General features: G+C 45.9%; 14 protein-coding genes. 12 read left to right on the top strand and 2 right to left on the bottom strand.

What is annotated here, in order from left to right; translation table 11 throughout:
* Window positions 1-33 precede the first annotated feature (33 nt).
* The 10 genes from Q4Q57_RS07690 to Q4Q57_RS07645 all read left to right on the top strand — a co-directional run bounded on the left by Q4Q57_RS07690 (window position 34) and on the right by Q4Q57_RS07645 (window position 9078).
* Window positions 34-1233 carry a beta-ketoacyl-[acyl-carrier-protein] synthase family protein gene (locus Q4Q57_RS07690; RefSeq protein WP_311890462.1) on the top strand — a complete coding sequence of 400 codons (1200 nt, stop codon included), beginning with the start codon at window positions 34-36 and terminating at the stop codon, window positions 1231-1233.
* 1 nt (window position 1234) lies between these two features.
* Window positions 1235-1771 (top strand): hotdog family protein, encoded by a 537-nt coding sequence (locus tag Q4Q57_RS07685; RefSeq protein WP_371824902.1) that lies wholly within the window; start codon window positions 1235-1237, stop codon window positions 1769-1771.
* A gap of 176 nt (window positions 1772-1947) precedes the next feature.
* Entirely contained in the window at window positions 1948-2673 is a 726-nt protein-coding gene (locus Q4Q57_RS07680) for a 3-ketoacyl-ACP reductase FabG2 (protein ID WP_311890461.1), read from the top strand.
* A complete protein-coding gene (locus Q4Q57_RS07675) occupies window positions 2674-3930 on the top strand; it encodes a beta-ketoacyl-ACP synthase (protein ID WP_311890460.1) in 1257 nt (418 codons plus the stop codon).
* A 28-nt stretch (window positions 3931-3958) separates the two neighbouring features.
* Window positions 3959-4702 (top strand): hypothetical protein, encoded by a 744-nt coding sequence (locus tag Q4Q57_RS07670; RefSeq protein WP_259511868.1) that lies wholly within the window; start codon window positions 3959-3961, stop codon window positions 4700-4702.
* Window positions 4703-4980: 278 nt separating this feature from the next.
* Window positions 4981-5223, top strand: a complete 243-nt coding sequence (locus tag Q4Q57_RS07665; protein WP_107949614.1) for a type II toxin-antitoxin system Phd/YefM family antitoxin — start codon at window positions 4981-4983, stop codon at window positions 5221-5223.
* 8 nt (window positions 5224-5231) lie between these two features.
* A complete protein-coding gene (locus Q4Q57_RS07660) occupies window positions 5232-5531 on the top strand; it encodes a type II toxin-antitoxin system RelE/ParE family toxin (RefSeq protein ID WP_311890459.1) in 300 nt (99 codons plus the stop codon).
* A 422-nt stretch (window positions 5532-5953) separates the two neighbouring features.
* Complete coding sequence (locus Q4Q57_RS07655) at window positions 5954-6556, top strand: hypothetical protein (RefSeq protein ID WP_311890458.1); 603 nt, start codon at window positions 5954-5956, stop codon at window positions 6554-6556.
* Complete coding sequence (locus Q4Q57_RS07650; RefSeq protein ID WP_311890457.1) at window positions 6517-7878, top strand: AAA family ATPase; 1362 nt, start codon at window positions 6517-6519, stop codon at window positions 7876-7878. Before Q4Q57_RS07655 ends, Q4Q57_RS07650 begins: the two co-directional genes overlap by 40 nt.
* A gap of 744 nt (window positions 7879-8622) precedes the next feature.
* Entirely contained in the window at window positions 8623-9078 is a 456-nt protein-coding gene (locus Q4Q57_RS07645; RefSeq protein WP_311890456.1) for a GNAT family N-acetyltransferase, read from the top strand.
* A 52-nt stretch (window positions 9079-9130) separates the two neighbouring features.
* Here Q4Q57_RS07645 and Q4Q57_RS07640 read toward each other — a convergent pair whose 3' ends face one another.
* Window positions 9131-10318 (bottom strand): benzoate/H(+) symporter BenE family transporter, encoded by a 1188-nt coding sequence (locus Q4Q57_RS07640; RefSeq protein ID WP_311890455.1) that lies wholly within the window; start codon window positions 10316-10318, stop codon window positions 9131-9133.
* Window positions 10319-10444: 126 nt separating this feature from the next.
* Here Q4Q57_RS07640 and Q4Q57_RS07635 point away from each other — a divergent pair, with 126 nt between their 5' ends.
* Window positions 10445-11032, top strand: coding sequence for an XRE family transcriptional regulator (locus Q4Q57_RS07635; protein WP_311890454.1), 588 nt, complete (start codon window positions 10445-10447; stop codon window positions 11030-11032).
* A 133-nt stretch (window positions 11033-11165) separates the two neighbouring features.
* On the top strand, window positions 11166-11489 hold the full coding sequence (locus tag Q4Q57_RS07630; protein ID WP_311890453.1) for a rhodanese-like domain-containing protein: 324 nt from the start codon (window positions 11166-11168) through the stop codon (window positions 11487-11489).
* Window positions 11490-11573: 84 nt separating this feature from the next.
* Here the strand turns inward: Q4Q57_RS07630 and azoR are convergent, their stop codons facing one another.
* On the bottom strand, window positions 11574-12170 hold the full coding sequence (gene azoR / locus Q4Q57_RS07625) for an FMN-dependent NADH-azoreductase (RefSeq protein WP_006079792.1): 597 nt from the start codon (window positions 12168-12170) through the stop codon (window positions 11574-11576).
* Window positions 12171-12209: the final 39 nt, after the last annotated feature.

Genomic DNA, 12209 nt, shown 5'->3' with positions numbered 1-12209 from the left:
CTTCACTGTGCCATGGTAAAAAAACGATACGCTATGATGAACAGAGTCGCCATTACACAAATTGGACTGTGTACCCCGCTAGGGCAAGATCCCCAGCAGGTTTTAGACCGCCTGATCGCAGGCGATACCAGCGCGATGCAGCGCAGTGACACACTCCTGTTCGAGCACCCAACCTTAGTTGCGCCAGTGACGGCTGCGCTGCCTGCGGTTCCTGCAAAGCTCATCCAGTTCGATTGCCGCAATAACCAGTTACTGCTGTGCGCCGCACTGCAAATTGCCGCCACAGTTGAACAAGCGAAACGGGATTTGGGTCATGCCCGCATTGGCGTTGTGTTAGGCACCAGCACCTCTGGCATATCTAAAGGTGAAGCGGCCCTAAGCTATCGCAATCAACACGGCCACTTTCCGGCGGATTACCACTATTTCCAGCAGGAACTCGGCAGCACTAGCGACTTTTTGCGCCAATATTTTGAGCTAGATGGCCCTTGCTACACGATTTCAACCGCCTGCTCCTCCAGCGCCAAAGTCTTTGCCAGTGCCAAACGTTTACTCAGCGCTAACCTCTGCGACATGGTGATTGTTGGCGGTGTCGACAGTTTGTGCCAACTCACAGTTAATGGTTTTAATGCTTTGGAATCTGTATCCAAAGGCCACTGCAATCCCTTTAGTATCAACCGTGATGGCATCAATATCGGCGAAGGCGCAGCCTTATTCGTGCTAACGGCGGGCGAGTCCGATGTCATGCTGGCTGGCATTGGTGAGTCGAGCGATGCCCATCATATTTCGGCGCCACACCCCGAAGGCGCAGGCGCAATCACCGCCATGCAAGCGGCTTTGCAAGATGCGAATATTGCGGCACAAGACATTAGTTACATTAACTTGCACGGCACAGCCACCCCTAAAAATGATGCGATGGAAAGCCGCGCTGTGGTTGAAGTATTTGGCGTGAACACACCACCCTGCAGCTCGACCAAACCCTTAGTCGGCCATACCTTAGGTGCCGCTGGCGCAATCGAAGCCGCCTTCTGCTATTTATTGCTTTCGGCACATAATCACAGCCAAGCCCTGCCGCCCCATCAATGGGACGGACAAGTCGATCCACAGGACCCGTCCATTGCCTTAGTCGAACGCCATCAAGTCGCCGCAAAAGGCGCACTTAATTATGTGATGAGTAATTCCTTCGCCTTTGGCGGCAGCAATGCCAGCCTGATTTTTTGCCGTAACGAGGCCTAAAATGATGCCCTTTATTCAATTCAATTTACCCTTTGCCGAGCAGGATATTGCCGATTTCATCCCCCACAGGGCGCCGATGATCTTGGTCGATAAGATCATCTCTTATCAACGCGATACTTTAGTTACCGAAGTCACTATCACAACCCAAAGCCCCTATTTCGACGATAAACATCAAGCCGTACCCAATTATGTGGGTATCGAATATATGGCCCAAAGTATTGCCGCACTGGCCGGAGTAGAAGCTAAGCTGCGCAATGATAAAATCCGCGTGGGTTTTCTGTTGGGGTCGCGCAAATTAGCGCTACATGCCAAGCAATATGAACTCGGGCGCACCTATCGCACCCAGGTAAACCGCCTCTATCAAGAGGAGTCGGGATTAGCGGTATTCGATTGCCAGATTTATCTGCTGCCCGAAGCCGGAAGCGATCAAGAGAAAATCTTAGTGGCTACAGCCAATGTGAATGTGTTCCAACCTCAGGACACGCAAGCCTACCTTGATGGAAATCAAGACGCGGGCAATAGAAGTCTTGGGCACTAACTTAGACACAAATATCGAGGCAATGCTGAGACCATGCTGAGACCAAGTAATCACAGCAAACTGAATTAGCCTGTCGATAAAAGCGTTAGATTAAGCGCCGTAGCAAACAGCTTTTTACCATAAATACATGCAGCCCCATACCGACTCCTAAAGATAAAATGGGGTGGAGAAAACAGATGAATAACAGAGTATTAGTCACAGGTTCGAGCCGCGGCATAGGCAAAGCCATCGCCCTAAAACTTGCCGCTGCAGGCTTAGATATCGCACTGCATTACCACAGCAACCAAGCAGCGGCCGATGACACTGCCACGCAAATCCGCGCGCTTGGCGTCAATGTGAGCCTGCTGAAATTTGATGTTGCTGAACGCGCGGCCGTTAAAGCCGCCATCGAAGCCGACATCGAGGCTAATGGCGCCTATTACGGCGTGATCCTCAATGCTGGCATCAACCGCGACACCGCCTTTCCCGCTATGACAGAAAGCGAATGGGACAGCGTGATCCACACTAACTTAGACGGCTTTTATAATGTCATCCACCCCTGCGTGATGCCTATGGTACAAGGCCGCAAAGGCGGGCGTATCATTACCTTAGCCTCTGTTTCTGGGATTGCGGGCAACCGTGGCCAAGTCAATTACAGCGCCTCAAAAGCGGGTATTATCGGTGCGACTAAGGCATTGTCATTAGAGCTGGCAAAACGCAAAATCACCGTCAACTGTATCGCCCCCGGCTTGATTGAAACCGACATGGTGGCCGATATTCCTAAGGATATGGTCGAGCAATTAGTGCCGATGCGCCGCATGGGTAAACCGAGTGAAATCGCCGCCTTAGCCGCATTTTTAATGTCTGACGATGCCGCCTATATCACTCGCCAAGTGATATCGGTCAATGGAGGCATGATCTAAATGAGCGAGGCGACAAATCAAACACGCTGTAAACGAGTGGTCATCACTGGCATTGGCGGCATTACCGCCCTAGGCCATGATTGGCCGACCATTGCGGCAAGCCTTAAGGCACAGAAAAACTGCGTCGTCACTATGAATGACTGGGATAGATACGACGGCCTCAACACCCGCTTAGCCGCGCCTATTACTGACTTTGACGTGCCAAGCCATTATTCGCGCAAGAAAATTCGTTCCATGGGCAAGGTTTCTATTATGGCGACCCGCGCCAGTGAGCTGGCTTTAATCGATGCGGGATTACTAGATGACCCTATCGTATCCTCGGGTGAAATGGGGATTGCCTATGGTTCATCCACGGGCAGTACCGATCCTATAACCGCCTTTGGCGATATGTTGAAAACGGGCGATATGTCGGGCGTCACCGCCACTAGCTATATCCGCATGATGGCGCACACCACAGCGGTGAACGTTGGCGTCTTCTTCGGCTTAAAGGGCCGCATTCACACCACCAGCAGCGCGTGCACTTCGGGTAGCCAAGGCATAGGTTATGCCTATGAAGCCATCAAATATGGTCAGCAAACCTTAATGTTGGCGGGCGGCGGCGAAGAACTCTGCCCTACCGAAGCTGTGGTGTTTGACACCTTATTTGCCACTAGCACTAAAAATACGACGCCCGAACTCACACCGCGCCCCTTTGATGCGGATCGCGATGGCCTCGTGATTGGCGAGGGGGCTTGTACACTGGTGCTCGAAGAGCTCGAACACGCCAAGGCGCGTGGCGCAAAAATTTATGCTGAGTTAGTCGGTTTTGGCACAAATTCCGACGGCCAACACGTCACCCAACCGAATGCGCAGACCATGGAAATCGCCATCAGATTAGCCCTCAAAGATGCGCAGCTTGAGCCTAGCGCCATAGGTTATGTGAACGCCCACGGCACAGCAACCGACCGTGGTGACATTGCCGAGAGTCACGCGACTCAAGCAGTGTTTGGCGCGGAGACGCCAATTTCATCCCTTAAAAGCTACACAGGCCACACCTTAGGTGCATGCGGTGCGTTAGAAGCTTGGGTGAGTATTGAGATGATGAATGCGGGCTGGTTTGCGCCAACACTCAATCTTGAGAATATCGACCCACAGTGCGCTGATTTGGACTATATCCGCAACGAACTGCGCCCAATCGACACAGATTATGTGATGAGTAATAATTTCGCCTTTGGCGGCATTAATACCTCGCTGATTTTTAAACGCTGGACCAGATAACACCTAAAACCCACATAAGGACATAACAATGAAACCACTGTTTGCAGGGATGCTGCTGAGCATCAGTTTATTAACCGCGCCACTGTTTGCCAAAGAATACACGGTAGAAACCTACCAAGAAGTCTTTAAGGGCGACAACGAATTTAAGCAGAAACAAGCCATCGAATCGTTAAGCCTTGCAGGTTTATCCGATCCTGCAATTTACGATGTGCTCGAAGCTAAACTGCTTGCCTCTTTACCCCAAGCGACTGAAAAAAATGCCATCGACTATAGTGCTTGGTTAGTCAAAGGCTTAGCCTACTCGGGTAACGACAAGTACAGCGAAACCATCAACAGCATTGTAAATGGTAACTATCACAAAAAACTCAAAAAATACGCATCTCAAGCCAATGAAAACCTAGCGCAATATAAAAAGTGGAATACAATTCTTGGGGATAAAAGCCAATATGCTGCCGACCAAAGTCAGCAAAATAATGCCTTTGCCAATGCCCTACGCAGCGATGATTTAGAGTTAATGCGACTGGCGGCTAAACGCATTATGGATGATCGTCAGTACGATGACTTTATCCTAGCCGTACTCAGTAACGAATTGAAAACGCCACGCTTAATGGCCGACGACAAACTCGCCATCGATACCTATGCCAACATGGCAAAAGCCCTAGCAAGCTCAGGCAATGCAGATTACCGCGACGTGATTGAGAATATTGCGACCACAAGTTCAAACCGAAAACTGCAAAAATACGCGGCAAGCTACCTGAAGAAATTCTACTAAACCAGCCCGTTTTACGATGAATAGAACAAATCATGGCCGAGCTTATCCTCGGCCATTTTTATATCCGTTTGGATAATGTTGAGAATCGGAAAGGATAATTAATAGTGAGCGGATTAGGGAACTCGCACAACGTGGTTGATCTTGTAGCCTGTGCCTTTTACTGGCGATAAAGCTTTATGACCCATTTGTTTTCGAAAAGATCGCACGATTTAATCGTTTTGAGCGTTTCGCACAATACACTATACTGCTACTGTACTTTCAAATAAGAGGGCTTAATCGTGCAAACATTAACAGCCAATGACGCCAAACGAAATTTCGGTGAGTTACTGCTAAATGCTCAACGCGAACCCATCAAGATCAGCAAAAACAGTAAAGATGCGGTTGTTGTGATGTCTATCCACGACTTCGAACAGCTTGAGGCGATGAAAGCGGATTACCTTAAACACTGCTTCAACGCTGCTAAAGAAGACTTAGCGAAAGCTAATGTCGTTGATGGCGAAGATTTTCTTAACGCCCTGTAGCAACTTACATGAAAAATAAACGCTATAAACTGAGTAAGTTAGCTCAGACTCATTTACTAAAGATTAAAGACTACACCATTCAAAACTTTTCTGAGTCGCAGTGGCACAAATACAAAGAAAGCCTAATATCCGGCTTGCAAATGTTAGCCGATAACCCCGGATTAGGCAGAAGCTGCGATGATATTTACCCCAACGGTTTCTACTTTCCTATTGGTAAACACACCGCCTACTTCACAAAAGAAGACGACTTCATCCTCATCGTTGCCCTGTTAGGTCAACCACAACTACCCCAAAATCATCTGAAATAGATATATCAGGTGTATTTGCAGTAGGCGTGAGGCCAACCATGCGACTGACTCGACGACACGCAGCGAGTCCATCCCTGGATGCTCGACCGCCCCGTCCATGGGGCGGACGGTCGTCTCGCCAATCACTATGGCCTGCCTTTCTAGCATTAGCGTAACTTGCTGGTTTATATGACTAGAGTTAAAGTAACATTTTGAAAAATAAATAGTTATAACTGAAAAATGGTGGTGACTTATTCCATTATTTGCCACAGAATCAAACCATAGAAAATCATGCGAATGCACACTTTATACACAATATAATTTTTGCTATCGTAGAAATAATTTATAAATCAGTTGGTTGTGCATTATTTTTCCCTGTGGTCTGAGGTGAGATTATGTGCATGCGCACTATACAAATACTAAGCTTATAGTCAGGAGGTTTTGTGGTTCTAAATATTAAAGGTCAAAAAGAACATAAAGGCTTTCAATTAAAGCTTAGTGCTGATGTTGATAGCGATATAGTCGTATTAACAGGTAAAAATGGTTCAGGAAAAACTCGACTACTTGAAAGCATGCAAAATCGTTCATCAGAGGTAAGAATTGGTGGTGAACTTATTGATAGTAAAGAAATATCAATAGTTTCACATTCTACATTAAATCCGAATTTTGGCCATGGTTATGATGTAAATCAATTACAGGCAAGAGTAACTGGGACATTAAGATTTTATGATCAAATAAAGCATGTATTTGACCTTCCATACGATCAAAGTCAAGTAGAACAGTATAGTCGAAGTTCTATGGGAAGAGATAATAGTCTAGATTATATGTCTCTTTTTAGGTTAGTTTCGTCAATATCAAAAACGCTTGGTAAACCAGCAAGTGAGTTGACACATGATGAAATAATTCTTCACTTTGAAGAGCCTGCAAATAATATTCTTGGCATCCAAAATATTTCTACAATATCGAATCAGTACATCAAAAGAAAAGAGCAAAATGAAATCAATGAGTGGAAAAACAAAATAAAAAAATTGATATTGATTACTTGACAGACGACCAATTTGTCGATGTATTTGGCAATAAACCGTGGCTAACAATAAATGGCATTTTAAATGACACTTTTGAAGGTAAATTTCAGTTCAATATACCTGATGAAACTTTAAAAAGTTATGCTTATCAAGCACAATTAATTCAGAGTGATACAGGGATACCTGTTGGTGTTGATGCGTTATCGTCAGGAGAAAAAACATTACTTTGGTTAGCATTAACATTATTTAATAGCCAATATTATAACTCGACGATTGTTAAGGTGCCTAAAGTATTATTAATTGATGAGCCAGATGCATTTTTACACCCCAAAATGGTAGTTAAAATGTATAAAGTTTTAGATTCTTTCCAGCGGAATTTCGATTCAAAGATTCTTATTACAACACATTCACCAACAACTGTTGCATTGGCCCCGGATAATAGTGTTTATATTATTGAACAAGGAGTTTTAAAACTAGTTGAAAAAGATGTCGCAATTTCTGAATTACTAGATGGAATAACACAAATATCATTAAGTCCAGAGAATAGAAGACAGGTTTTTGTTGAAAGTCAATATGACGCAAACATATATCAACTAATTTACTCAAAACTAGTTCATAGATCAACAATAATTGATCCTAAGATTTCTTTAAACTTTGTTAGCTCAGGGCCTAAAATGCCAATTAAACAAATTGAGGATAAAGTAAAACAAATTCTTAAAATTGATGATTTAGGTCGTATTCAAGAGTTTCTTCAAGCTGTAAATGGTGTAGGAAGCTGTAGTCATGTTATAGGTCAAGTGTATGCATTATCTGAAAGCGGAAATAATAGTGTTCGAGGAATAATTGATTGGGATAGAAGTAATCGATCAGATAATGAAATCGTAGTTTTTGGAGAAGGCTATGCTTATTCTATAGAAAATATTGCATTAGATCCTATATGTATAATGCTTTTACTGCATATGAATAAGCCAGCAACATTCACAATGGTTGATGTTTGTGGCCAGAATAACTCTTGGTTAGAATGGTTAAAAGATATTGAATTACTTCAAGTTTCTTTAGATAAATTCATTCTAAAAGTTTTAGGCCGAGTTAACAATAAGGATGCCACCATATCATACTTTTCTGGAGTTAAGTTGTTGACAGATTTTGAATATTTAACCAAAGAAGGCCATTCTCTTGAAAAAATGGTCAAACAAAATTATCCACAGTTAAATGCATTCTCAAAATCGGGTAAAGATGGTGAGCTAAAATGGGAAATAGTACAAAAATCAATGATTACATATACAAATTGTGAGTTCATTCCTAAAACATTCGAATCTGCTATATCGGCCGTGCAAAAATAAAGCTTAATCGCAATAAATCTGGCCACCCATTTTAAATCAACAATATTATGCACTTTCAGTTTACCTACAGCTTGCTCTGGCTTAAATGGCTTGACTAGGGAACATCAAAAAAGATCGAAGGAAAGATCGGACATATAAGTCACCTCGGGTTTAGCAAGGCCAATGTCCTATTTTATTCGAGATCAAAAGATCAGACAGGCATAACTTTTATTCCTTAAAAAATTGGCCAATAACGCTATAGCCTAAGGAATACACCACCCCCTCGGAGTTGCCGCAGGGCATTAGCGTTCGTTGCGTGATCGAGGCATGGTCGTTCTCGTGCATCCATGCACTTCACGACATTCAGGCGTCCTGCCTATCAGATGCCGAGATAGCGTCAGTCGAATCAGGGACGAGCGTCTGACGCGATAGCATAAGGGTGCTAATTGCCCAAGGGGCTTTCAACTCCGTTGGGGACGCCGGGGGATATCCAAAAGGGGAACAGGCGCTTTTCCCCTTTTGGTCGGGTGTGGGGTGAAGCCCCACGACTTTGATTTTTATTTAAAAGTCCAAAAGTAAGGACAACCTTCCTTGCTTGCTTGCCCTATCGATCAAAACCAAGGGATGAAACGTCATCTCTTTAGCAAGAACTCTTGGCCTACCCTTTGCTTATCCACCGCAGCGTTTACCCCTAAAAAGAACTAAACGCGATAACACTATGATGGATAAGCGACAACAGAGGGAGTTTCAATCTTGAGAAAGATGATGAAAATTATACTAGATGATCTAAAAGGGCCTGAAATTGCAGCACTTTTAACAGAACACCTCGACGATATGCGAGCAACTTCACCGCCCGAAAGCGTTCACGCATTAGATCTTGACCGCCTGCGTCAGCCCAATATTCGCTTTTGGACCCTGTGGGATGGCAATAATTTAGCGGGCTGCGGTGCACTAAAATGGTTAGATGCCGAGCACGCCGAGATCAAATCCATGCGCACCGCCACGCCCTATAAACAGCAAGGCATAGCGTCTAAAATATTGCAGCACTTGATTAACGATGCCAAAAGTACTGGCATCAAACGCCTCAGTCTAGAGACAGGTTCGATGGACTTCTTCAATCCTGCACGTATGCTCTACAGCAAATTTGGTTTTGAAATCTGTGGCCCCTTCGACTGCTACCAACTCGACCCCAATAGCGTGTTTATGACGAAGAAAATCTAAAACACATGCGCCTTAGTCTTTGAAATTCATCTACTAAGGCGCTTTGCTGCAGCTAAGTATTCGCTCGCTTCACCACAGCTGCAGTTCTGTGCCCGTTCCACCAATGGATAATAAACCCAAGTAATAACCCCCAGAATGCACTACCAATACCCAGCACACTAAAACCTGATGCCGTGACCAAAAAAGTGATCACCGCTACTTCGCGATCTTCGGTTTTAGCTAATGCGGCGGTAAGGCTATTGGCGATAGTGCCAAGTAGCGCTAATCCGGCGATGGCCAGTACTAATTCCTTAGGGAAAGCGGAAAACAGGCCGACCACAGTGGCGCCGAGTAACCCAGTGATAAAGTAAAACACCCCGCCCCACACTGCCGCCCAGTAGCGGGTCGCGGGATTCGGGTCTGCTTCTTTACCCATGCAAATAGCGGCTGTAATGGCGGATAAGTTGAAAGCAAAACCGCCAAAGGGCGCGAGGATAACCCCGATGAATCCTGTAGTCGTGATCAAAGGCGAAATAGGCGGCCTGTAGCCATTACCATGTAGCGCAGCAACGCCTGGCATATTTTGCGAGGCCATAGTCACCACAAACAGCGGTAACGCCACGCCAATCACACTCGCCAGCGAAAACTCAGGCATGGTCCACACCGGCATCGCCAGTTGCAACTCTAAGGCATCTAGCTTGAGCAAATCGAATTGAAAGCTCATGCCAATGCCCACCAGCAAGGTCAGCAAGATGATGTAGCGCGGCGCAAAAGGCTTAACGACGACAAACACCAACAGCATGATTAATATGAGGCTCAGCTGGGTTTGCATCGCCTGAAAAAGCCCTAAGCCAAACTGCAACAGGATCCCCGCTAACATGGCTGAAGCCACAGACTGCGGCATGATGCGGATCAGTTTATCCATCCAGCCTGCCACCCCGCAAAGGGTGATTAAAATCGAACTCACCAGAAACGCGCCTATGGCTTGGTTGACGCTCAATCCCGCTAGGCTGGTCACCATCAGCGCCGCGCCCGGTGTCGACCAAGCCGTTAGAATAGGATTCTTGTAGTAAAGCGATAATCCTATGCTGGTCACGCCCATGCCCACACCTAAAGCCCACAGCCATGAACTAATCTGTGCAGGTGTCGCACCCACGGCCTCCGCCGCTTGAAAGATAATCACAGCCGAGCTGCTATAACCCACTAATACTGCAATAAAACCCGCTGATATTTTTGACAAACTCCCTGCATCTCGCCACATATCCACTCCCTTCCTCTGCAATTGCTGTCGCCACCACGTTGTGCGCTATAACGTACGAGATGGACAAGATAACATCTGTGCGTTATAACGTACAAACTAAATTTTTATAAAAATGATGGGGCCATTGTGCAGACGATAAACAGCTATCTCGCCACCACGCTTAAAGCACTTCGCAACCAAAAGGGATGGAGTTTAGATAAAGCTGCCCAAGAGACGGGCGTCAGCAAGGCCATGATAGGACAAATCGAGCGCGGCGAATCGAGCCCAACCATTGCGACGCTGTGGAAAATTGCCAGTGGATTCAATATCTCGCTTTCGACCTTTCTCGAACCCACGCCCCAGAGCCAAGGCGCTGTATTCCGTAAGCCCGACGAGTTACGCCAACAACCCGCCACCGACGGCATGTTAGTTGCCTCACTGTTTCCCTTTGAAGACCGATTTGGTTTTGAGATGTTTGAACTCACCCTGCTGCCAAACTATGAGCGGCTTTCTGAGCCCCATGAAGCTGGCGTCACTGAACATGTCATTGTATTAAGCGGCACGATGGAAGTGTTAGTCGATGGACAGTGGCAAACGCTCAAGCAAGGTGAAGCGGTGCGATTTGCGGCCGACAAACCCCATGGCTATCGAAATCTCAACGACCAAGCCGTGGTCTTCCACGACATCATTCACTATCAACGAGGCAGTGAATCTAGCTTGTTGCAGCTTATCTAACGCCAATAATGCAGAGTTCGAGTACCAACAACGCCAAAGACCAAACCATTACTACCGATAATTTGCAACGCTTGCACTCGCCAATTCATTAGAATAAACTTATTGAAAATTTTCTAATGGTAGGAGCAATGCTATGTTTCAATCTTTACTGGCTAAGTTAACCGGCAGCCACTCGGGCGAAAAGTGTTGGCAATTGATTGAGCAAGGCGCACGGGTGATTGACGTGCGTTCACCAGAGGAATTTGCCTCGGGTCATTTGCCCCAAGCCATTAATGTGCCATTACCAACGCTCGATCAATGGTTGCATCAAGTCGACAATAAACAGCATCCCTTCGTGCTCTACTGTGGCGCGGGTATTCGAGCGCAAAAAGGCTGCGATATCCTCAAGGCCAATGGTTTTGGCTGCGTGGTGAATGGGGGGTCGCTCAAAGATTTAGTCTGCTGCCAACCGAGCTAAAATGCACATACAAAAATGCCAGCCTATTAAGGCTGGCATTATTTATTCAGCTAAATCAAATGACTCAGCTAATCAATGGGGCAATTAAGCCTTCAGCTGATCGATACTGTGTTTCGCTTCGCTCATGCCTTTGTCGTGGGCTTCAGGACCCATGTTCAGCGCTTCGGCGTAAACCACTTCAACATTAGTGATACCAATAAAGCCTAAAACCGTTTTCAAGTAAGGTACAACGTGATCCGTTGGGCCATCTTTGTGAGCGCCGCCACGGGTCGTCACTAACACAGCGCGTTTACCTTCCACTAATCCTTTTGGGCCTGTTTCAGTGTAAGTAAAAGTCACACCAGCGCGGGCAATGAAATCGATCCAGTTTTTAAGTTGAGCCGGAATAGTGAAGTTATACATAGGCGCTGCGATAACAATAGTGTCGTTCGCTTTTAATTCAGCAACTAAAGTATCTGATAATGCGAGCATTTCTTGCTGACGTGCCGATAATTCTGCACCACCGCGTAACCCAGAAGCGATTTCACCGTCTACCATAGGCAGCACGTCTTTACCGCCTAAATCACGTACTGTAATAGCAGCGCCTTGGGTTTCCCAGTGGCTAGCTAAGTGGTCAATTAACACGGCAGATTGTGAATAACCGCCAAGAATGCTTGATTTTAAAATTAAGACTTTAGACATAATCTGCTCCGAAAATAGGTAAATGACTCAGAGTCAGAT

This window comes from Shewanella sp. SP2S2-6 (genome assembly GCF_031931965.1).
GTDB classification, from domain to species: domain Bacteria; phylum Pseudomonadota; class Gammaproteobacteria; order Enterobacterales; family Shewanellaceae; genus Shewanella; species Shewanella baltica.
This window is presented reverse-complemented; position numbering and strand designations above follow the sequence as displayed.

Excerpts from the sequence above, each read along its gene's own strand:
- Q4Q57_RS07630 (WP_311890453.1), top strand. The coding sequence starts at position 11,166 with ATGTTTCAATCTTTACTGGCTAAGTTAACCGGCAGCCACTCGGGCGAA.
- Q4Q57_RS07670 (WP_259511868.1), top strand. The coding sequence starts at position 3,959 with ATGAAACCACTGTTTGCAGGGATGCTGCTGAGCATCAGTTTATTAACC.
- Q4Q57_RS07645 (WP_311890456.1), top strand. The coding sequence starts at position 8,623 with ATGAAAATTATACTAGATGATCTAAAAGGGCCTGAAATTGCAGCACTT.
- azoR (WP_006079792.1), bottom strand. The coding sequence starts at position 12,170 with ATGTCTAAAGTCTTAATTTTAAAATCAAGCATTCTTGGCGGTTATTCA.
- Q4Q57_RS07640 (WP_311890455.1), bottom strand. The coding sequence starts at position 10,318 with ATGTGGCGAGATGCAGGGAGTTTGTCAAAAATATCAGCGGGTTTTATT.
- Q4Q57_RS07660 (WP_311890459.1), top strand. The coding sequence starts at position 5,232 with ATGAAAAATAAACGCTATAAACTGAGTAAGTTAGCTCAGACTCATTTA.
- Q4Q57_RS07685 (WP_371824902.1), top strand. The coding sequence starts at position 1,235 with ATGATGCCCTTTATTCAATTCAATTTACCCTTTGCCGAGCAGGATATT.
- Q4Q57_RS07690 (WP_311890462.1), top strand. The coding sequence starts at position 34 with ATGATGAACAGAGTCGCCATTACACAAATTGGACTGTGTACCCCGCTA.
- Q4Q57_RS07675 (WP_311890460.1), top strand. The coding sequence starts at position 2,674 with ATGAGCGAGGCGACAAATCAAACACGCTGTAAACGAGTGGTCATCACT.
- Q4Q57_RS07680 (WP_311890461.1), top strand. The coding sequence starts at position 1,948 with ATGAATAACAGAGTATTAGTCACAGGTTCGAGCCGCGGCATAGGCAAA.